Raw genomic sequence first — 22,736 nt, 5'->3', positions numbered from 1 at the left:
TCGTCATGAATCTATCCCGCAGAGATTTTCTCATCAATAGCGCTCTCGCAGGCAGCATCATTCCATCGCTGGCGCAAGAATCGTTTGCAAGCCCGGCCAACAGGGCGGCTGACGACCTGAAAGTCAACATTTTTTCCAAACACCTGCAATTCCTGAACTACCAGGACATGGCCGAAGTGGCCAAAGAACTGGGTTTCGACGGCATCGATCTTACGGTTCGTCCCAAAGGCCACGTATTACCTGAAAAAGTAGAAACAGATCTTCCATTAGCTGTGGAAGCAATGAAGAAAGTGGGCCTTGCGCCGCAAATGTTCTGCACGGCCGTGGAAGATGCCGGGAATCCGGTCGATAAAAAGCTACTTGAAACGGCTGCCAAGCTCGGTTTCAAATACTACCGAATGAACTGGTACCGCTACAATGAGCAAAAAGCGATCCCAGAACAACTCGGCGAATTCAGTACCAAAATGGCCGGTTTGAGTCAGTTGAATGATAAACTGGGCATTTATGGCTGCTACCAGAACCATTCAGGAAGAATGGTCGGTGCGTCGATGTTCGAGATCTGGCAAATCCTCCAAAAGGCCAACCCCAAAACCATGGGAGCCCAATATGACATCCGCCACGCTACTGTCGAGGGCGGCCTCTCGTGGCAAACCGGTTTCAACCTGATCCGTCCGCATATCAAAACCATCGTGATCAAAGATTTTTACTGGGAGAAAAACAGCAGCGGCAAATGGGCCGTGAAAAGCGTGCCGCTGGGTGAAGGAATGGTAGATTTCAAAACCTATTTCAAACTACTGAAAGACCTGAAAGTGGAAGTACCGATCTGCCTGCACCTGGAATATCCGCTGGGGGGCGCCGATCAGGGGGCATTTCAGATTACCGTGGATAAAAAAGTAGTTTTCGATGCGATGAAACGGGATTTACAAAAACTGAAAGAACTCTGGGCAGCCGCTTAACCACCGTCGCATTCGATGAAATTAACGCCCGTCCTCTTATCGGCGTCCTTTGCCGTGCTATGCGGTTTTGTGATCAGCACACATTCCACCGACCAGAACTGGCCTGAATATAACGGCAATGGCGCGCGCAGCCATTATTCTCTATTGAATCAGATCACAAAGGATAATGTAGCGCAGCTCAAAGTCGCCTGGACGTATGCATCGGGCGGCGCGGACACGACGCGTAACCGTACACAAATGCAATGCAACCCGATCGTGATCAACGGCATTCTGTACGGCGTGTCGGCAGGAACACAGGCATTTGCAGTGAATGCGGCCACGGGACAGCCTATCTGGAAAACTAATATCACCGACAATGGTGGTACCACAAGCCGCGGGGTCACCTACTGGTCCGACGGCAAGGAGAAATGCATCTTTTTCGGGGCGGGGAAATACATTTATGCATTGAATGCGACCGATGGATCTCTCATATCAACCTTTGGAGAAAACGGGCGCATTAACCTGAAAACCGGCATCGAGCGCCCCGGCGCAGATGATTACGTGACGTCTAATACACCCAATACGATTTACAAAAACCTGCTGATTACCGGAATGCGGGTTAATGAAAACGAAACCGCGCTACTCGGAGACGTGCGCGCGTATGATGTGCGTACGGGAAAACTGGTATGGACGTTCCGTACCATTCCTGCCAAAGGTGAATTGGGCGCCGAAACATGGCCCGCTAATGCGCGCGAGCATTTCGGAGGTGCCAATGCGTGGGCCGGTATGGCCATCGACCGTGGGCGGGGAATCGTTTACATCCCGACAGGCTCGGCCGCTTATGATTTCTACGGCGGCAACAGGCCCGGCAACAACCTTTTTGCCAACTGCCTCATCGCCCTCGACGCCGCGACCGGTAAACGCCTCTGGCATTACCAGCTCGTGCACCATGACATATGGGACCGCGACCCGCCCTGCCCTCCGAACCTCGTTACCGTCACGCACAAGGGCAAGCGTGTGGATGCGGTCGTGCAGGTGACCAAGCAGGGTTATGTCTTCGTGCTCGATCGCGTTACGGGAAAGCCGCTGTTCCCTATCAAGGAAACCGCATTCAATTTCCCGGCCATCGAAGGCGAAAAAGTGGCCGCCACGCAGCCTATACCCACATTACCGCTCCCATTTACCCGCCAGACATTCACGGCAAAAGACTTCAACGCATTCGTTGCAGATCGGGATTCGCTTGTGGATTTGCTTTCCAAGGCCAAAACAGGCAGCGCCTATATTCCCATCACTTCCAGCATGACCATCTTCTATCCGGGTACCGACGGCGGTGCACAATGGGGTGGTGCGGCGACCGACCCAGGTGGCATAATGTACGTCCCGGCCAAAGAAATACCTGTTTATACTTCTCTTATCAAAAAAGAAATACCCAAAAACGCCACGAGCGTAACCGGTGCCCAGCTGTACCAGATGAACTGCGCAGCTTGTCACGGAGCCGACAAGATGGGCAATCACGATGGCTCCTACCCTTCCCTCGCCAACCTCGAAAAACGTTTGAAACCCGCCCAAATAGAAACCATACTGCAAAATGGCCGCGGTATGATGCCATCATTTACGCATATCCCGGACATTGAGCGAAAAGCCATTATCTCATATCTGATCAATCAGGAAAGTAAGGAAAACATTAAAATCGATTCCAAAACGCAAGTTCCCTACCAGCACACCGGCTACAATCGCTGGTACGACCGCAACGATTACCCGGTAAGTCAGCCGCCCTGGGGCACATTAACGGCCATCGACCTCAACACCGGTCAAAGAAAATGGCAGGTACCACTCGGCGAATACAAGGAACTCACCGCCAAGGGTATTCCGCCCACCGGCACCGATAATTACGGTGGCCCGCTGGTAACCGCCAGTGGCTTGATTTTCATCGCCGGCAGCCGTGACGAGCAATTCCGGGCATTTGACAAAGAAACAGGTGAAATTTTGTGGCAAACTGCCTTGCCGGCGGCCGGCTACGCCTCGGCAAGTACCTATTCAGTGAATGGCAAACAATATGTCGTCATAGCCTGTGGTGGCGGGAAGTTGAATACCAAGTCCGGGGATAAGTATGTGGCGTTTGCATTGCCATAGTGTATTTTTTTACTTCGCCAATTTAAATGTAAGACTAACTTTGCGAGCATTAGAATAAGCTCATTACCTTTTCAATTTAAAACTATGCCTTCAAAAATTCTCAATGTCGGTTTAATAGGTTTCGGTTTGTCGGGGCGGTATTTTCATTCGCCGTTCCTGAGTACCAACCCGAATTTCAAGATCAAAACGGTGGTCGAAAGGACCAAAAACGAGGCGCAGGAATTTGACCCTACCATCGGCAATGCGCGATCGGTGGAAGAGCTGCTCGCCGACGAGGAAATCGACCTGGTTTTCATTTGCACGCCGAATGATACGCATTACGAGTATGCGATGGATGCGCTCCAGAATGGCAAGCACGTCGTGATCGAAAAGCCGTTTTCAGCCACCGAAGAAGAAGCCCGCGAGCTCGTGAAAGTGGCCAAGGAAAAAGGCCTGATATTGACAGCCTATCAAAACCGCCGCTGGGATTCCGACTTCCTGACCATTCAGAAACTGCTTGGTGAAGGGAAACTGGGCGATATTATCGAATACGAATGCCGATACGATCGCTACCGTGAGGCTGTGGCCGGCTCATGGAAAGAACGTGCCGTGCCGGTCGGCGGTAATGTGTACAACCTCGGCCCGCATCTGATCGACCAGGCATTGGTGCTCTTCGGCGAGCCACAAACGGTGACGGCCGATATACGCATCGTCCGTCCGAACAGCGAGATCGACGATTATTTCGACATTCGCCTGGGCTATGCCGACAAGTCGGTGATCGTGAAATCGAGCCTGATGGTGTATGAGAACCATTTGCGCTATGTATTGCATGGTACCAAAGGCTCGTTCATCAAAGGCGGCCTCGACCCGCAGGAAGAAACGCTGCGCAAAAATGTACTACCCAGCGAAAAGCCCTGGGGCGTGGAACCGGAAGACCGCTGGGGTAAGCTGTATAGCGCGGCATTTACCGGAATTGTGAAAAGCGAAGCAGGTGATTACATGCCTTTTTACCAGAACGTATACGATGCGATCGTCAATGGCGCCGAGCTGGCAGTGAAACCGGAAGAGGTGTTGCGTACCTGCCGTGTGATCGACCTGGCATTCCAAAGCAGCAACGAGAAGAAAGTTTTGGCCTACTAACCGCTGCAATAAAAGCAAAAGGCAGCCCGAAACCCCCGGACTGCCTTTTTTCTTGCCTGATCGGCCTATATTACTTAATAACAGCTGTTACCTGACGTTTTGTTTCAGTCGAGATCGCGAATGGCTTTGTCGAGATTTCGCTGCCATTGTTGATAATGAAGCCATAATTTCCGTCTGCCAGGTTCGACAAGTCGAAGATCTTAGTGTAGTTTTCAGACTTCGGGATCGATGTGCTGTAAACGATTGTCCCTGTGTAGTCTTTGATCACCAGTGAAGATCTTTCTTTTACGTTTTCAAGAGACAATTTGAATTTCAATTCTGCACCTGAAACCAGCTCGATAGAAGCGTTGTTTTCTTTTACTTTGTCAGCAGCGATTGAAAGATTTGCAGTTGATACTCCCACCAATACTGCGATTGCCAAGATAGTCTTTTTCATTTTATTCTTAAATGTTTAATGTCTGAATCAATGTTGCCAATTTGTACTTTTCAGGCATTTCCCTGATCAAGTTCTCTGAGCAGCTTTACGTTTCCGCTTTTTGCTCTTTGGACATTACAAAGGTATCCAACACTGTGATTAAAAGTCAATAAGAGCATTTCACACCTGCAAAAGTTCTTTTTTGAATGGTGTATTAATATTGGAATAATACTATGATTATAGGAAAAATACAGCAAGTCGTTTGAAATTTGCCAGTTCTATTAGAATAGTACAAATCACCTATCATTGTACTATTTTTATATATTTGAATAGTATACTTAGTTAGTAGAATTGCCACGAAGGCACGAATATTCACGAATCCGTTAAATTCGTGAATATTCGCGGTCCGCCGCTGCGGTGCCTTCGTGGCAAAAAACTCCAAGCCAGTTAAAGTATTTTCAATAGCCAGCCGTCTACCCATCTGTAATAGCATTAAAAGTCCGTTTGACGCAGAAAAAGCCAAATATCATCCAAACCGTCGCATCCTATGGTAAGCAATTGCTCGGATTCATCCGGCAGCGTGTGAATACCGATGAGGATGCGGAGGATATTTTACAGGATGTTTGGTACCAGCTGAGCACCGTGCCGGAGATTGAGGCGATCGAACAGATGAGCAGCTGGCTGTACCGCGTGGCCCGCAACCGGATCATCGATAAGTACCGCAAACAAAAGCCCGAATCGCTCGAAGATTTCGGCTACGAAGACGAAGACGGCGAGTTCCACTTCAAGGACATCCTGCTGGCCGACGACAATACGCCCGAAACTGCCTATTTGAAAGACCTCTTTTGGGAGCAATTGAACATTGCTCTGGACGAACTTCCCGAAAATCAGCGGCAAGTATTCATCTGGAATGAGCTTGAAGACCAGACGTTCCAGGAAATCGCTGACCGTACCGGAGAAAATATCAAAACCTTAATATCCCGTAAGCGCTATGCAGTCCGCCACCTTCGTGAACGGCTCGAATGCGTGTACAGGGAGTTTGTAAATTATTAAATTTGTTGACCATGATGAACCCGCACAACAGAGGTAGGAGATTTCGGTTTGCGCTACCGGTTTTTATCCTGATCGCAGCGCTCGGACTTGGAGCAGTCGTACAGTGGCTCTGGAATGCCATACTGCCTGGCGCCGCCAATTTTAATCCAATCAGTTATTGGCAGGCGGTAGGTTTGTTTGTTTTGTGCAAAATACTCTTCGGCGGCTTCCGTGGAGGGGCTGGCCAGCACCGGCATCATCACAAATGGCAGAAATTCAACCGACATTTCGGTCGGGAAGGACGCGAGGGGATGTTGGCGTGGAGAAATAAATGGATGCAAATGACCGACGAAGAACGCCGGCGCTTCCGCCAGGAAATGCGTAACCGGTGGCGAAAACCACCTGAGAATATGTAATTTATATCAAGCCCGGCCCGACAGCCGGGTTTATTTTTTGCATTTGGTTAAAGTATTTTTTCGAACTGCACGTCTGCATTATTGTAGGTGCAAACGACGCGCCAACATTCATCAAAACCAGACAAGATCATGTTCATCGTCATTCTAAAATCCATTGGGGCAGCAGTCCTGGCAGGTTTATTTCTGTTCGCACTCCCATTCCTGATATTCAAAGCCATATTTTTCTTCCTTTTTGTAGGACTGATTTTCAGGCTATTTTCCGGAAGAAGACGCTATCGCAGATGGCGGCACTACCATTCGGGATATTACGGTTATCCTGAGGCAGGCTTCGGCAGTCCGCAGCGGGAATACCTGGCTGACCCGTTTGGCCCGATGCCCCAAAAAGTTTAAACAGTCATTCATCCAACAAACAATCAAATACCATGTGTGATAACAGATTCGGACGTCGCGGCTTTGGAATGCGGCACGACCATTATAGCAGGCATTTCGGCCCGCAACGCGAGTTCCGAGTACCCGTGAACATCGTCAGAAACGACGACAGCTACGAAATGCTCATCTTCGCACCCGACCGTAATAAGGAAGATTTCAAAATCAATGTGCAGGGACTGGAGTTGACTATTTCCTATGAACTGAAAGACAATCTGGGCGAAAAGCGCAACTGGATCAGGCAGGAGTTCAGCAAAAGCTCGTTTCAGCGGACATTCATGATCGACAACACCGTCGATACCGAAAATATCAGCGCCCAATACACCAATGGCATCCTCCAACTGACGCTGCCGATCGTACCCGGCCCGGAGAAGCCTGCGCAGGAAATCAATGTCAACTAAGTGATTAAAAAAAACCTTCATCAACTAAGAAAGCCCCTGCATATCCGCAGGGGCTTTTCTGATTACAAACGCTTAACAAATACTGGTTTTAACTAACCAAAGTCATTTATACGCAGGGTCTTGTATGAGCGTAGCTGCTCCCGCCTTGTACGACCGGTCGATCGCTTCCTGTGGAATCGGGAAAAACTCGTTCTTGCCTTTGGTAAATACTGCACCCTTTTTGTAAACTCTTTTATTGGCTTCTACGGCCACATAGGCATTCAATACCTCAGCCGCAATTCCCCAGCGGGTCAAATCGAAGAAACGGTGACCTTCCATCGCGAATTCGAGGCGGGTTTCGAAACGCACTGCCTTACGCGCGGTAGCGGCATCGGTCCAAGCTTGGTCGTACGTTTTGATCACATAGTTTGCTGCCGGCTCATTCAGAACAGAATAATCATCCCTCGATTTGGGACCTTGAACCGCTTTTTTAACAAAACCAGCCGGGTTTGCGGCGCGTGTACGGATCTGGTTTACCAGCTTCCGGGCATTTTCAAGGTTACCCAGTTCCACTTCGCACTCAGCAAGCCAGAGCAGGATCATGCCATAACGCATAATGCGATAGTTGTTGCTTGAAAGGTTACCCCAGCCATTGATACCAAATCCAGCCTTTTCGGAAATGTGCTTCTTCGGCGAATAGGGTCCCGCATAAGTCTGGTCGCGGATAAAGTCGCTACCGTGAATCTTGAAATCCTTGAAAAGAATACCACGACGACCTACTGTCTGATCCAGACGGGGGTCCAGTGTTCCGGTATAAGGCTCAAAGGGGTCAGTGTATTTCAAACCCTGATCGTTTTTCACGTCGCTGTCATTGAAATTATCCAGCATGGGCAGGCCGGCGGCAGTGGTTTTAAATGCATTCACGAGGTTTTGCGAAGGCTGATAAAATCCGCAGCAGCCCCATGGGTCAATGTAAGGGTGCGCCAAACCTACGCCTGCATCCGCAGCGTCACCCGAGGCACTGGAAACAGCATACTGTATTTCGAAGATCGATTCGACGTTATTACGGGTCGCAATCAGAAAGTTATCTTCAAACTTGGGAGCCAGCGAAAACTTGCCCGATGCAATGATTTGTTCCAGAATAGGCTTCGCTTTTTGCAAAACAGCCACATTAGCTGCACCGGTGGAGATATTCCAGCCCTGGTACATGTAGGCTTTGGCCAGAAAAGCCAGCGCTGCCCATTTAGTCGGGCGCCCCACTTGCGATTGTGCTTCCGGAAGCCCTTCTGATGCCGCTTTGAAGTCGGCTTCGATCATCGGCCATACGTCCTTGTCGTTCGGAACTTTAGTACTTTCGAGATCATCGAGTTTGTAAATCGTCTCGTCGATATAAGGGATCATCTTCCACATTTTCTTTGCTTCAAAGTGGAACAACCCGCGCAGAAAACGCGCCTCGGCGATGATCTGCTTTCTCCGTGCATCGCTTACCTCCGGCACCTCGGCCAACGTGTTGATTACATCATTGGTCCGGGCAATGCCTTTATACAATCCTCGCCATTTGTTTTTGATGTGGTTGTTAGTAGGCTGGAAATCCCACTTCTCAATAAACGATTCCTCAGGCTGGTCACCGGCATCGGTACCCTTATAGGAATCGTCGGAAGCAATCCCGCCGAAAACCCAGCTCTGAATGTCGTTGTTCCACGGATCTTGTCCGTCGAGGCCCTGTCCGTCGATCATCGCATAGGCCCCAACGAGCAAGCCTTCTACGCCCGCAGGTGTCTTGAGGGCCGTCGGGCTGTATTGTCCCTGCGGGTCACGGCTGAGGAATGAGTCTTTGCAAGCCGAAACAATCCCGATTGCGAGACCCACCGATAGCATGTATTTTACAAGTCTTGAATTCATATATATCGAATTTTTAAGATCAGAAGAAAAACCGGTTATCAGAATGACACGTTAAGGCCGAGCAGGAACGTCCGCGACACAGGCATGTAACCGCCGTCGAAACCAAGCGTACGGTCCTCACCGGTCTGAATCTCGGGGTTCAGACCCGTGTATTTGCTGACCGTGAACAAATTCTGTCCCTGCACATAGATCTGCGCGTTGCTGAAACCGATCTTCGCAGCAAGCGGCTTGGGCAACGTGTAAGTGAGTTGCACATTTTTCAGACGGAAATAGGTGCCTTTTTCAACGAAATAGCTCGATGGGCGGCTACTGATCTGGTCATCCGCATCCATAATAGGTACGGTACCTTCTTTGTGATCCGGCTGCCATGCATCGTACAATGCTCGTTTCGCACGATTACCCTGGAAGGTGTTGAAGTCGGTAAAGTAGCGCAGGTAGCTGAAAATTTCATTGCCCACCACACCATTACCAAAAACGGTCAGGTCAAAGGCTTTGTAGCCGATATTCACGTTTACACCATAAACAAAATCGGGGTGCGGGTTACCGATAACGGTCCGGTCGTCATCCGTGATCTTACCGTCGTTGTTAATGTCCGCAATTTTGAATTTACCTGCTTTATTGTAGGAACCGTAAGGTGCCCAGGCTTTGGCTTCTTCGTCAGACTGGAAGATTCCCAGCACTTTATATCCGTAGTAAGACGAAATCGGCAATCCTGCCTGTGTGAGCGTCACCGCGGGCACACGCGAGCCTGCGCCAAAGTATTTGGTATTCTCGCTTTCATCCAGTTTATCGACCGTGTTGCGGTACATCGAGTAGTTGAACGACGCACCATAACGCAAATCGCCTTTCATGGCGGTGTTGCGGTAGGATAGCCCGAGGTCGATCCCTTTGTTCGTCATCTGCCCCACGTTGAATGAAGGCGCGTTCGCGTCACCGGCTGTAAATGTAATCGGCGTCGAGAAGAGCATATCGGTCGTTTTGCGGTTCCAGAAGTCCAATTCAAGGGTCAGCGCGTCGTTCAGGAATGTCGCGTCGAGACCGATGTTATTCGAAGTTGTAGTTTCCCACTTCGCATTGGGGTTACCGAATGAGGAGGCGTCATAACCGATAGTAGGCTGGCTCCCCGAACCGTCGATAGGATAACCTGCGTGGAAAATGTCGGCCCGGTAAGTAGTGTAGGCATTGTAGTCCCCGATTTTCTGGTTTCCGGTTTTACCCCAACCATAGCGAAGTTTCATATCGTTAATGAAGCTCACCGATTTCATAAAGCCCTCATCCGACAACCGCCATCCCAAGCTGAATGCAGGGAACACCGCGCTTCTCGAAGCCTGCTGAAAACGGGAAGAAGCATCGTTACGCAAAATGAATTGAAACAGGTATTTGTCTGCGAAAGCGTAGTTAACTTTCCCGAATTGTGAATAAAGGCTGTAATCCCTGTTTACACCACCGTAGTTGGTCGCCTTTGTAGCGTCACCGAGGTTCAGGTAGTTGATAATGGAAGGAATTTCAAATGCATAACCGGAACGGGAGGCACCGAATTCTTCGGCAAATTCACGAATTGCTTCAATCCCCACATATGCATCTACTTTGTGATTGGTGCCGAAATTGTGGGAATAGCTCAAAGTATTCGTCCAAACCCATTGATACGAGTAGTAATCGGTCGAAGTCGATCCGTTATTAAAGCTACCCTCGACATATTCAGGGTTAGCCCGACCAATGTAGCGGCCCCTTTGGCTTACACCATCAATTCCCAAACTTGTCTTAACAGTCAGATTAGGAATGATATCAAACTCGCCGTAAACATTCCCGAATGCGCGCAAACGGTAGGTACGGTTATCTTTCTCGCGGTACAACGTCGCGTACGGGTTCGAGTTGTTACCAAGGTTAGCACCGCGTGAACCGGCAAAATTACCTTTGATATCGTAGATGGGCAACAACGGGTGGTGCTTGTAACTACCCGATACCGCGTTTTGTTCCTGGTTATTACCAAAACCTCCCTTTCTGTTATCGAACGAAACCGCCAGGTTCTCGCCTACACGGAACCGTTTGTTAGCAGTGGAAAACTCAGTGTTAGCCCGGACAGTGTAACGATCATAACCGATGAATTTCACGACACCATCCTGGCTGAAATAGCCTACTGACAATGCATACCGGCTGTTTTCGGTACCGCCGGTTGCGGACAACTGATAATTTTGAATGGGTGCTGAGGCAGTCAATTCTTTCCACCAATTGGTATCTGCCGCCTTGGTGATGGCGTAAATATTTCCAGGGACGAGCGAGTATTTCGCTGGATCTACCTCCGGCGTCCCCTCCTTGCCTTTGCTTGGAAATACGTAATCCGGAACGGTAACTTCGCCATTCGGGCCGAAAGTATACTGACCGTGCGAAGGGGTTTTCCCCGCGTATTTGTCAGCCAGATACAGGTACTGGCCCAGCTCTTTGGCATTTAATGCTTCTACATCCTTGTAAGCTTTCTGCGTTCCGTAGTAAGCATTGAAGGAAATCACCGGCTTCCCGATTTTACCGCGCTTTGTCGTGATGATCACCACCCCGTTTGCCGCGCGCGAACCATAAATGGAGGCAGAAGACGCGTCTTTCAGGATCTGGATCGTCTCGATGTCGTTGGGATTAAGGTTACCCTGGTTTTCAGTCGGTACGCCATCGATAATGAAGAGCGGATCGTTGTTACCAATTGTACCGAACCCCCGTATCCGCACGGTTGCGTTCCCGCCCGGTGTAGCATCGTTTACAATGTTCAAACCCGACGCCCGGCCTTGTAATTGCTGCGCGAATGTAGTTGCCGGAACAGATTGCAGATCTTTCGCATTGACGGTTGTTACAGAACCGGTAATATCCCGACGTGACTGTGAGCCGTAACCCGTCACAATCACTTCTTCCAGGGCACTTACGTCACTGGTCATCGATACGTCGATAACCGTCCGATTGCCTATCGCTACCTCTTTGGCCGTGTAGCCAATAAATGAAAAAACGAGGACCTGAGCGCTGGAAGGAACTTTAATGGAATACTTCCCGTCTGCGTCAGTGGTAACACCAATAGTTGTCGAACCTTTTAGTGTGACAGAAGCTCCCGGCAGGCTTGAACCGGACTGTTCATCCACCACTTTGCCGGTGACAGTGATATCCTGTGAAAAAGCAGTTAGGGAGATGAGAAAAAGAAGCACGCAAAAAACCAGCCTGCTTCCCAGGTGAAGGTAGTTTTGTTTCATCGTATTTAGTTAGGTTAATATTATTATGCTATTCAAAAATATTCATTTAGAATCATTAAATAATCTAATATCCGCAAAATATATTCAATCAAATATTGAATTGTACTATTCCATTCACATAAACAGATGAGAATTGACATTTTCCAAGAATAGACAAGTAAACGAGCCCGATTTTAATCTAATTTTAATGTTGAAATAAATAAGTGTCAGGTTTACAAATAACACAAAATCAACGATTTATAGTAAAAATCGGGTTACAAACGGCCAAATCAGTGAAGGATTCAAAAAGATAAAATATCCAGAAATGGCTCATCGACATATTTGGATACAAATCTGGAATAATTTTATATAATTAACTTAAATATTTACATTTTCAATTACCCAAAATTAACCTCAAATGAGAAAATTTATATTTCAATAAAAAAGCCGCTGTAAACTCACAGCGGCAAAAAATACTATAATCCGAATTATCTGATATTCCGACGTTTATCACCTATTTCAATACCCTCTTAACTCCTTTTGAGTCAGTTACGGTTACGGATGAAACATAATCGGGCAGAAACAATGCATGACCGGACTGCGAGAGGAACGAAGATCCGTACCCCGGCTCTTCCCGCCTTGACTTTCCGTTTTTTAGATGCAGCAGTACGGACGTCTCGCCAGTCGCCAGGCCAATTCTTCGGGCAGGCTTCGCCGCGCGGTGGAACCGCAACAAGTCACGGTTCTGAGAAGTAACCGAAAGCCAATTACTGTTCGATGAAGCTACCCGCACGAGAGCCTTCATGTTTCCACCCGCCATATAGCCGCTCTCCGAAATACTGAGCGGATGAAAACCACCCTTGCCGTCACCTTTGAGAACAAGCCCATACATTGCATCATACCGTCCTATCGACACCTCGGAGCCGTAATCGTTCCCGGAAAGCATCAGATCGAGGTTGCCGTCCTGATCGAAATCCTCCGCCATCATTCCGAAAAGCGGGGCAAACTGCGCCTGAACAGGCAGCTCTCGCAGAGAGAACTTTCCTCCTCCATGGTTCTCAATATAGCTGCTTTTCATCCACGTAGCCGTCAAATGCAATGCGTCTTTCAGCTCTTCCGGTTTCAGAATATCCGGTAAGCCCGACTCCGCAAACTTCCCGTACTCCTGAAAGCGCTGGCGTACCTGGATCACCTGCTTACCCATGTCGTCACGCGTGTTGTAAGGAAACTCCTTGTATGTATCGTCTTGCGCCTTGTAAAACACCGTCGGTATCGCGTCGAAATAGCCGTCGTTGTTAAAATCCTTCGCATATACGCTCACGGGGCGGCTTTCCGAAGCCCTGCTGAGGGTATTTGTGCCCAGATTCCCGCCAATGTAGTCCATGTCGCCGTCGTTGTCAAAGTCACCCGCTACAAGACTGCCCCACCACCCTTTTTGGGCTTCCAATCCGGTGGTAACCTTCCTGAATTTGCCTTTTTCATTTTTGAGGAAAGTCAACGGCATCCATTCACCTGCCAGTAACAGGTCGGCCCAGCCATCGTTATCATAATCAGTCCAAAGCGCGTCGCATACCAGCCCAACACCGGCCAGCTCCGGCGCCACCGCTGCCGTGGCATTTGAAAAGCGCACCATAGTTCCACGAGAGTCATTCCGTAGAATGTAGCTTGAAACTGGCTTCGGATACTTTCCGGACTCTACCCGTCCTCCAACAAACAAATCCAGATCGCCATCGCGGTCGAAATCAACGGCTTTTACACATGAACCATTCACCAAAAACGGGGGTAATGCGGCTGTGTCGCGTGTAAAATGACCTTTGCCGTCATTGACATACAGTGCGTTCTTCAATGCATCCGAGCCTTCCTGAATTTCATAGCTACCGCTAACGATATACAAATCCAGGTCCTGGTCCTGGTCGGCATCAAAAAGCAGCACCCCCATATCCTCCGAGGTTTTCTCAAAGCCTTCCGGCCCGGGCAGCAAGTCCGCAACCGTGAATTTACCGTCGGGTTTTTGAAGTAAAAAACGGCCTTTATGCAAGTATGCGCCACCAACAAATACGTCCTCCAACCCGTCTCCATTCACATCCCCCACCGCCAGTGCAGGCCCGAATTGTGACATTTTATGCGGCAGCAGTTTTTGAACATTAAAATCGATAATATCCGTTTCCTCATGGCGATAAGGAACATTCAGATCGCTGGTAATATCCGTAAACAGAGGCATAACAGTTGCTTCGGCAGGAGCCGGGGCCAGCACCGCATCTTTCTCCCGAACGACCAGCAACTGATTAGCTTTGATATTTTTCAAAACCTGGCTTTTTCCACCCGGCCAGGTGATTTTCACTTCTTGCAAAACTTTCTCTTTTCCCAGCCCGAAATGCAAAACCGGCTCAACCGTTGACAAATAGCCGCGATATGGTGAATTTTCCCCTATCTGTTTTTTTCCGCCTCCATAAGTGACTTCCGCAATGGCACCGATTCCCGCGCCATTATAACGATCCCCCTTAAACGCAACGCGCAGATAATTGCTTTCTTCCGGTTTTAGCTGAATACTGTTATTGCGATAAACCATCGCCGAATCGTTAATATTATTGACGATGTAATCCAGATCTCCGTCATTGTCCAGGTCGGCGTAGGCTGCTCCGTTCGAGAATCCAGGGGTTTCGATTCCCCAGTCGTTACTGACATCTTCGAAACCGAGATTACCTTTGTTTTTGAATGCAAAATTCCTGATCCTGACGCTTGGAATGTAATCAAGCATCATCATCGGAGCCATAATGCTCGATACCTCGTTGCGGTAAGCGATGAAGTCGAGATCGGTAATGTCCCTGGGAAAGCCATTTGTAATGATTATATCGCGAAGACCGTCATTATCAAAGTCAGTAACCATCGGCGTCCAGCTCCAATCCGTCTCGGCAACGCCGCTAAGCAGCCCTATTTCACTGAAAACCGGAGACTTACCTTTCCCCGAAGCACTTCCCATATTGAGTTGCAACGTATTTCTGGCGACCTGATACTGGTAACCGAATAAATCGTTGTTCTGGTAGGTAACGTAGCTATTTGCAGGCGTCATCATCTTTTTACGGCGATTGGTTGCCGGCATCATATCCACTGCCAACACATCCACAAGACCATCATTATTCAAATCAGCCACATCGTTGCCCATCGCCGAGTGCGAGGTATGTTTGAAATAATTTGCGGCCTGGTCGGTGAATGTACCATTACCATTGTTGATGTAGAGGAGGTCGTTCGTGAGGTAATCGTTTGTAATGTACACATCCTTCCAGCCATCCTGGTTGACGTCAGTCACATTGAGACCCAGGCTGTAACCTTCGATCAGGATACCAGCCTCTTTGGATACATTAGTAAAAACCGGATGATTCAATTTGGTGTCCCAGTCGTTACGATATAGCCGGTCGGTGCGGCGCGACGAGCCATCAACGATCTTTTTATGATACTTGTTGGGAAAGTTGTTATCATCCATTTCATTGACAATCAGGAACAAATCCAGATCACCATCATTGTCATAGTCGAAAAATGCCGCATTTGTCGTGTGCGTCGTATCTGCGATCCCATACTCCTTTCCCATTTCCTTGAAAACCGGCACTTTGTCTTTCCCCAATCCCTGGTTTACATACAGCAGGTTCTCACGCTGCTGCGCCACCTCGCGTACGGATGCGCACACATAGATGTCCAGCAAGTTATCATTGTTGATATCCACCAAAGCCACACCCGTCGACCATTTGTTCTCCGGCGCTACCCCTGCTTTTTCGGTAACGTCTTCGAATTTGAAGTCACCCTTATTTAAATACAACTTATTAGGAGCAGTGTTGCCGGTAAAATATACATCGGGCAGGCTGTCGTTGTTAAAGTCACCCAATGCTACTCCCCCTCCATTGTAGACGTACTCGAATGCCAGAATATTCATAGTATCGTTTTCGGCAATGCGGTTCGCAAACCGGATACCCGTTTCATCAGCGGGCAGTTCGGTAAACGTTTTGAGTTCTTTTTTACAGGATGCAAGCAGGACTGAGCCCACCAAGACAGGGAGTAAGCGCTTAAAAAGCATTTGCAGGGTGCGATAAAGTTGACAGAATCAGGATATCTCGAAATTAACAAAAGGAGATGGTAAATACATACCATCTCCTGTAAATTAGTCAGGTTTGAAATGCTTAGAAACCAGGGTTCTGTTTCAGGACGTCGGCGCCCTGAAGGTCGATTTGGCTCTGTGGTATCGGTAACAATTCGTATTTGGCAGCGAATTTGGCACCACCTAATGCACCGGTAAGTTGCTTCGATTCGAACGTCAGGTAGGCATTGAGTTCCTTTTCGGCAACACCCCAGCGTACCAGATCGAAAAACCGGTGGCCTTCGAGGTTCAGTTCCAGTTTTCTTTCAAAACGCACAGCGGTACGGGCTGCTTCCTTGTCAGTCCATGCAGTTTTATAAGTTCCGATCACATATTTCGCTGCCGGAGCCCCTCCCTTCTTTACGAACCCGTCGGGATTCGCCGCGCGGGCGCGCACCATATTTACATATTCCCGTGCTTTTTCAAGCGTACCAGCTTCTATTTCTGCCTCTGCGGCCATCAGGAGTACGTCGGCGAAGCGGATTACGGTGTAGTTGATCGCCGTATAACCCGGTGTCCAGGAACTGTTGTCCTGCAACGAGCCTACGTCGGTTTTGTAATAAGCATACTTTTTAGGACTGTACGGACCGCCATTGGCCTGGTTACGAATCCAGTCGGCGCCTGGGTGATCGATCCAGTCAAGGAATGGAATTCCGCGACGGCCTACCGAGTGGTCGAGCCGTGGGTCAAGATTACCAGCATCAGGGGTAAATTTGTCTTTGGAAAGCAAGCCCATATCCGATACCACCGCATTTTTGTCTGAATTGTACGAACCATCCAGCAGTGGCAAACCATTGGCATCGGTACGGTGCGAGTTCACCATTTCGAAGCTTGGCTGGAAGAAACCGCAGCAGTTACCGGGGCCATTCGCACCGGTGTTGTAAGGCCAGTTGAGGTCAAACTCAGGGTTCGCATTATTTACGCTACCTGTGTTGGCCGCTGCCTGTACCGCAAAAACAGACTCTGAGTTATTGTCATTCGAAGCGCGGAATACATCGGCATATTTAGGTACCAAAGCATATTTCTTGCCATTGGTAGTCTGCCCGTTTGCAATGATCTGATCAAAAAGCGTTTTAGCCTCAGGAAATTTTTTCTGATAGAGATACGCCTTGGCCAGGTACGAGGCTGCTGCCCATTTGTTGGCACGGCCCACGGCATCCTGTGTTACCGGCAGGTTATCAAACGCAAATTTGAAATCCGCCTCGATTTTAGGCCAAAGGTCAGCATCGTTCTTCACCTTTTCGATACCGGTTCCATAGTCAACCGACTCGTCCACATAAGGTGTATTGCCAAATGCCTTTTTCAATTCGAAATAATAATGTCCGCGCAGGAAGCGGGCCTCTGCGCTAATGCGCGTCTTAGTCGCATCCGTGACATCCGGATCAGCCTTGGCTACGAGGCGCAGTACGGCGTTCGCGCGTGAAATACCTTCATAATTACCTACCCATTTATCAGAGATAACCCCCTGAGTACTCAGGTATTCATAGCGCTGGATCGGGTTGATGTCGCTAAAATCACCGGGGTCGGTACCTTTGTTGGCATCGCCTCCGCGGATGCTTCCCCAAACCCAGTTGCTCGGGCTGGCCATCCTGCCGCCCGCGCCCTTGCCGTTGATCTGGCCATAGACCCCGATCAGCACCCCTTCGAGCCCTTTTGTAGAGGTAAGAAGTTCTTCACTCACCGCGCCTGTGGCTGGCTTATCCAGAAAGCTTTCTTTACAGGAGAAAAACACCGTCATAACGCCGGCGATAATCACCATACTATTTGTTAATATCTTTTTCATCGATTCAGAATATTAATGATTCATTCAATGTAGAAACAGCCTGCTTAAAGATTAGAAACCAAGGTTCACACCAAAAACCCAGCTTCTTGTTACAGGATAGTTCCCCACATCGATCCCGAATTGCGTGTCCGCGTTACCACCTACACCAGGATCGAGTCCCTGGTATTTGGAGATTGTGAAAATGTTGTTCGCTGAGGCATACAATCTCAGTTTCTGCATTTTTAGCTTAGCCAGCAGCGTTTTCGGCAGGTTATAGCCCAGCGAAATGTTCTGCATTCTCACATAGTTGCCATTTTCCACATAGAAGGAATTGGCTTGTGTATTGGTACTGAAGTTAGAAGCGCTTTCAAAAATAGGAATAGTAGCGCCGGTGTTCGATGGTGACCAGGAGTCTTTCACCCTTTCACTGATGGCTGCACCGGCAAACGAAGGATAGAAATCAGTAAACCATTTGGAAGCATTGAAAATCTTGTTACCAATCGAAGTATACATATAAGTTTCGACCTCGAAATTCAGGTAAGTCAATTTCAGATTCAAACCGCCGGTGAATTTCGGAACAGGGCTACCAAGATACATGCGGTCGTCGGCATTGATCATGTTATCGCCATTGATATCTTGATAGCGGAAACGGCCGACACCCTTTCCGTCCTGTGCGGGTGCTTGCTTCACTTCTTCCTCAGTCTGGAAGAGGCCGAGTACATTATAGCCATAGAATGCCGAAAGCGAATGACCCAATTGGTTACGGATTGGCTGCAGACCGCGGTACCCCGGGTTGATACTTGTCAGGTATTTATCACCGCCAAGATCGCCGATTTCGTTTTTCAGAATGCTACCAGTCACATTCAGCTCATAGCCCAGCTTGCCGCCCGCCTTGCCTTTTGTAATGACCTGAAAATCGATACCCTTGTTGGTAATGGTGCCTGCATTCACGTACGGAGGCGTCGCACCCGAGCCTACAACGGCCGGCACCCCTTTCTGAAACAGCAGATCTTTGGAATCTTTCTGCCAGAAGTCAAGGATCACATCGAGTTTGCCATTAAACAATGTCGCATCAAAACCGATATTTTTGGTCACACTGGTTTCCCATTTCGCTGAAGCATTGCCTAGTTTGCTGCGGTAATAGCCTTCGACGGCACTGGTGTTGGAGCCGGTAATATCATATGCCGATGTTCCGATACCCGCCGAGTAGAGGCTGAATTGGTTGTCGGGACGCACCGGATTGGAATTACCCATGTGACCATAACCTCCGCGGATTTTCAAATCGCTTAGGAATGTAAGGCTCTTCATGAAGTTTTCGGAAGTGACGCGCCATGCCACCGACACCGCTGGAAATGTCCCATAACGGGTGTCAAAGCCAAAGCGTGACGCACCATCTCGGCGTAATACCCCGGACACAATATACCGGTCGTTGAATATGTAATTCAAACGCCCGAACAGTGAATACATCGTTACGCCATTAGCAAGTTGGCTGTTTACGACTTTCGAAGACACGTTCGACATATTCACATAATTTATGTCATTCGAAAACGGGTTCAAGCCTGATGCCTGTAAATCGCGACTTTTGTCTAGAGTTAATGATTCCTGACCTACCAAAAAGTCCACATTATGCAAACCGAATGTCTTGCGATATTGCGCGGTGTTCGTAAATGTCCACGAAAAGCGGTATCCCGAACCTTCGCCATAGCCTACTGCTGAGTTATTTTCGGAGTTTTCGTATTGACGGCGCGAATAGTTCCAGTAAGTATAGTTGTTATACTGGGCACCCAGGCTGGATCGCAACGTCAGGTTTTCGATCGGATCGAATTCCAAGTAGATGTTACCAGCTCCGTTCGCGTTGAAAGCGTTGTTGTTTTTCATACCATCCCTGGTCGCCACGGGGTTTCTCGGGTTGTTGAAACCCTTCGCCGCCGTTCCCGCATAACCGCCGAACTCGTCATAAACGGGAATGATCGAAGGCATACGGAATGCACTTAGGATGTCGTTCTCGTCGTTCGCTACCCCCTGGCCGTTATTCGCTCCGCCAATACCGAGCACCTGACGGTAGGTTCCCTGAATGTTCTCTCCGAATCTCAGGTTCTTAAGGATATTGAATTCGGTATTCACGCGGAAAGTGTACCGTTTGAAGCTGTTGTTCAAAAGAATACCTTTCTGATCCTGCAAACCCAATCCTACAAAGTAACGTCCATTTTCACCGCCTCCTGAGAAGCCCAGCGAGTGACGAGTAACAGGTGCTGTGCGGGTGATCGCGTCATACCAGTCGGTACCTGCGCGGTTTGCCCTTACCACCTGATAGACCGTTCCTGCCGTAGGATCTACATTGTATTTTTTACGCTCCGCAGCCAGATCGACGTTACCGGTAACGCCATACGTTCCCCCCACCATCAGGTAATCGGGTATCACAGGCGTTGCGCCTGTACCGAATTGCGGGTGCGTCCAGTTTTTATCGCCCGGCTTCCATCCCGAGTTGCGGAATGCATTCCAGGTCCAGTCCGCAAAATCCGTAGGATTCATCATTTTCTGACCGCTGCCCGGGGTTGTAAAACCGACCAACCCGTCGTAGGTAACGCTCAGCTTTCTGTTGCGGGTACCTTTCTTGGTTGTATAAACCACCACGCCCCCAGCTGCCCGCGCTCCATAGATAGAAGCCGTGGTTGCATCCTTCAATACAGTGGTCTGGTCGATATCATCCGGGTTAAGGAAATCCGTCGAAGTCACTTGCAATCCGTCCACGACATACAATGGTTCATTATTTTCAAAAGAACCGAAACCGCGTACGCGGATCTGGCTATTGGTACCAGGCTGACCGTTAGTAATGACCGTCACCCCCGCCACGCGTCCCTGCAACTGCTGTTCAACGTTTCCTGAAGGTACCGCCGTAAGGTCTTTCGCTTTTACGAGTGATACCGCCCCGGAAGTTTCGCGGCGTTTGTCGGTCGTATAACCGGTCACCACCACTTCTTCCAACGCCGCTACATCGTCTTCCATTTTCACATCGATCACCGTCTGGTTCCCTACGATGATCTCTTTCGTTTTGTAGCCGACAAAGCTAATGACGAGCACATCTTTGTCTGATCTGACATTTACTGCAAAACGTCCTTCCGCATCTGTGTTCGACCCGAGCTGCGTACCTTTTATCAGAATGGTAGCTCCGGGAATTCCTGTGCCCGCGGGATCTGACACAACGCCAGTCACTCTCCGATCCTGAGCAATAGCTGAAAAAACAGTCAGAAAAAGGAGGAGGAAAGTGAATAAATCCCGACCGGGACTTTTGTAGATTATTTTCATATTCCTTAGTTAGGTTAATAAATTATTAGGCACATCAAATTTATAATTATTTAAGCAAATATTTATACGTCAAAAAGACACTATTTTATTTTTTTATAGAATAGTACCATAAATTGATAAAAGAGCGCCACATTATATCACTATCGGTTACATATGTTTTTTAACACGAAAACACCACTTAATCGTTTAAGGAGCCTTATACTATACGATATTAGCACACTTTAATAGAAGATGAGTGACAAATACGCAGGGGACATATGCGTTTTAAGCACAATGCTATGTTCACTCACAAAAAGGTGAGTAACCCAATCATTAGCTACGGAGATTGCTATACGTAAAAAGAAGGATGATTATTCGTCACGCTTCCAGTCAGCGGGAAGAAGGTTCGAGAAACGGTCGTTGCCAAGGTCGCCGGCAATTTCAAAACCCATGGGCATTACAACCCATCCTTGCGGTGTTGTAACCATGTAACCTTGCGGAAATGTTATCTGTGTATAAGCATAGGACATATCCGAATAGGGCGACTTGCCGTGCTTGTTCATGTTAAATACTTCCAGCTGTGTCCGCGACACCACCAATCGCTCGGTGGGCAGCTCTCCCGGGCGCACCAGGCGCATACCGCGCACAGGCTCGATCCGATTGTGGATATGATTATTAATGGTGTTATATCCGTTGACGCTTCTGACCGATTTAAAAATGCGGAGAGAATCCGGAATTACCTGAAAAACCTTGAAACCCTGCTCCTGCAAACTATCGGACACCATGCTCGTCAGCAAATGTTTGAGGGAACCTTTATAAGCTTCTTTCTGATTGGCGCGCCATTGCTTGCGCTGCGCGTCATCTTTCGGGGTCAAAAGCTCGAAACGCGTGGCACCGCCATAGTAAACCTTTCCATTGAAATAATCGAAATCATCCAGATCCTGGTGAATGCGGTAACCCAATGCGTAGTTCTCTATAATCAGCGGCTTCGTTGTCTGCGCTCCAAGATGCCCATCGTCGTCTTCCGATATCCGCAATACCTCCGGGTTCAGCACTTTACACAACTTGCTGAATTTACCCCTTCCCAACAGCTCACGAATAATGATTTTCAAATGCCTCTCGCGTTTTTTATTCTTTTTGGCCACAATGGTCACGCCTTTCAGCTCCTGCCCTTCGCGTAATTTGAAAATAACTGTCTTGGTCCCCGGCTGTTCAAAGCGGAGCGTTTGCTTCATGGTTTCGTAGCCCAGGAACGATACCACCAGTTCGAGGTTACCCACCGCGAGGCCAGGCAAACGATAATTGCCGTTTTCGTCGGAATTGGTCCCTATGGTCGAATTATTAATGAAAACATTGGCGAAAGGCAGCGGTTTACCGGTTTTCTCGTCGGTAACCTTTCCGGTAAGCGTAACTGTACCATTCTGTTGCGCATACGTGCTTATGTGCGCGAGAACAGTCACTACCAATAGCAATAAATAACGGGTAAGGGATATGTGGTTCAAAAAGGGGTGCATCGGATATTCAAGCTTTAAATCTCAAAGATAAATGAGGAGTTTGTAAACTCTGACCCGATACCCGAAATACCCTCCGAACGTTGCA

14 protein-coding genes are annotated in these 22,736 nt (G+C 48.6%); 7 read left to right on the top strand and 7 right to left on the bottom strand.

What is annotated here, in order from left to right; all coding sequences use genetic code 11:
* The first annotated feature begins 5 nt into the window (after positions 1-5).
* From ACQ4MZ_RS11695 to ACQ4MZ_RS11685, 3 genes are all read left to right on the top strand, one after another.
* Positions 6-956 carry a sugar phosphate isomerase/epimerase family protein gene (locus ACQ4MZ_RS11695; RefSeq protein ID WP_430845182.1) on the top strand — a complete coding sequence of 317 codons (951 nt, stop codon included), beginning with the start codon at positions 6-8 and terminating at the stop codon, positions 954-956.
* A 15-nt stretch (positions 957-971) separates the two neighbouring features.
* On the top strand, positions 972-3,068 hold the full coding sequence (locus tag ACQ4MZ_RS11690; protein ID WP_430845180.1) for a PQQ-binding-like beta-propeller repeat protein: 2,097 nt from the start codon (positions 972-974) through the stop codon (positions 3,066-3,068).
* 84 nt (positions 3,069-3,152) lie between these two features.
* The gene (locus tag ACQ4MZ_RS11685; protein ID WP_430845178.1) at positions 3,153-4,187 is read left to right on the top strand and encodes a Gfo/Idh/MocA family oxidoreductase; all 1,035 of its coding nucleotides are present in this window, start codon (positions 3,153-3,155) and stop codon (positions 4,185-4,187) included.
* A 70-nt stretch (positions 4,188-4,257) separates the two neighbouring features.
* Here ACQ4MZ_RS11685 and ACQ4MZ_RS11680 read toward each other — a convergent pair whose 3' ends face one another.
* Positions 4,258-4,623, bottom strand: coding sequence for a hypothetical protein (locus ACQ4MZ_RS11680; RefSeq protein ID WP_430845177.1), 366 nt, complete (start codon positions 4,621-4,623; stop codon positions 4,258-4,260).
* Positions 4,624-5,106: 483 nt separating this feature from the next.
* Between ACQ4MZ_RS11680 and ACQ4MZ_RS11675 the strand changes: the two genes are divergently transcribed.
* The 4 genes from ACQ4MZ_RS11675 (at position 5,107) to ACQ4MZ_RS11660 (ending at position 6,877) form a co-directional block, all read left to right on the top strand.
* Positions 5,107-5,655, top strand: a complete 549-nt coding sequence (locus tag ACQ4MZ_RS11675; protein ID WP_430845175.1) for an RNA polymerase sigma factor — start codon at positions 5,107-5,109, stop codon at positions 5,653-5,655.
* A gap of 11 nt (positions 5,656-5,666) precedes the next feature.
* On the top strand, positions 5,667-6,050 hold the full coding sequence (locus ACQ4MZ_RS11670; RefSeq protein WP_430845173.1) for a hypothetical protein: 384 nt from the start codon (positions 5,667-5,669) through the stop codon (positions 6,048-6,050).
* A gap of 129 nt (positions 6,051-6,179) precedes the next feature.
* The gene (locus ACQ4MZ_RS11665) at positions 6,180-6,440 is read left to right on the top strand and encodes a hypothetical protein (protein ID WP_430845171.1); all 261 of its coding nucleotides are present in this window, start codon (positions 6,180-6,182) and stop codon (positions 6,438-6,440) included.
* A 32-nt stretch (positions 6,441-6,472) separates the two neighbouring features.
* Positions 6,473-6,877: an Hsp20/alpha crystallin family protein gene (locus ACQ4MZ_RS11660; RefSeq protein ID WP_430845169.1), complete on the top strand. Its 405-nt coding sequence runs from the start codon at positions 6,473-6,475 to the stop codon at positions 6,875-6,877.
* Between the two features lie 102 nt (positions 6,878-6,979).
* On the opposite strand, the gene ACQ4MZ_RS11655 is transcribed toward ACQ4MZ_RS11660, so the two are convergent.
* The 6 genes from ACQ4MZ_RS11655 to ACQ4MZ_RS11630 form a co-directional block, all read right to left on the bottom strand.
* Entirely contained in the window at positions 6,980-8,758 is a 1,779-nt protein-coding gene (locus tag ACQ4MZ_RS11655) for a RagB/SusD family nutrient uptake outer membrane protein (RefSeq protein WP_430845167.1), read from the bottom strand.
* A 38-nt stretch (positions 8,759-8,796) separates the two neighbouring features.
* Positions 8,797-11,985, bottom strand: a complete 3,189-nt coding sequence (locus ACQ4MZ_RS11650; protein WP_430845165.1) for a SusC/RagA family TonB-linked outer membrane protein — start codon at positions 11,983-11,985, stop codon at positions 8,797-8,799.
* Positions 11,986-12,478: 493 nt separating this feature from the next.
* A complete protein-coding gene (locus tag ACQ4MZ_RS11645; protein ID WP_430845163.1) occupies positions 12,479-16,030 on the bottom strand; it encodes an FG-GAP-like repeat-containing protein in 3,552 nt (1,183 codons plus the stop codon).
* A 103-nt stretch (positions 16,031-16,133) separates the two neighbouring features.
* Positions 16,134-17,873: a RagB/SusD family nutrient uptake outer membrane protein gene (locus tag ACQ4MZ_RS11640; RefSeq protein WP_430845161.1), complete on the bottom strand. Its 1,740-nt coding sequence runs from the start codon at positions 17,871-17,873 to the stop codon at positions 16,134-16,136.
* Positions 17,874-17,924: 51 nt separating this feature from the next.
* A complete protein-coding gene (locus ACQ4MZ_RS11635) occupies positions 17,925-21,158 on the bottom strand; it encodes a SusC/RagA family TonB-linked outer membrane protein (RefSeq protein WP_430845159.1) in 3,234 nt (1,077 codons plus the stop codon).
* A gap of 350 nt (positions 21,159-21,508) precedes the next feature.
* The gene (locus ACQ4MZ_RS11630; RefSeq protein WP_430845158.1) at positions 21,509-22,639 is read right to left on the bottom strand and encodes a carboxypeptidase-like regulatory domain-containing protein; all 1,131 of its coding nucleotides are present in this window, start codon (positions 22,637-22,639) and stop codon (positions 21,509-21,511) included.
* Positions 22,640-22,736 lie beyond the last annotated feature (97 nt).

This window comes from Dyadobacter sp. BHUBP1, from assembly GCF_050587785.1.
GTDB lineage: Bacteria > Bacteroidota > Bacteroidia > Cytophagales > Spirosomataceae > Dyadobacter.
This window is presented reverse-complemented; position numbering and strand designations above follow the sequence as displayed.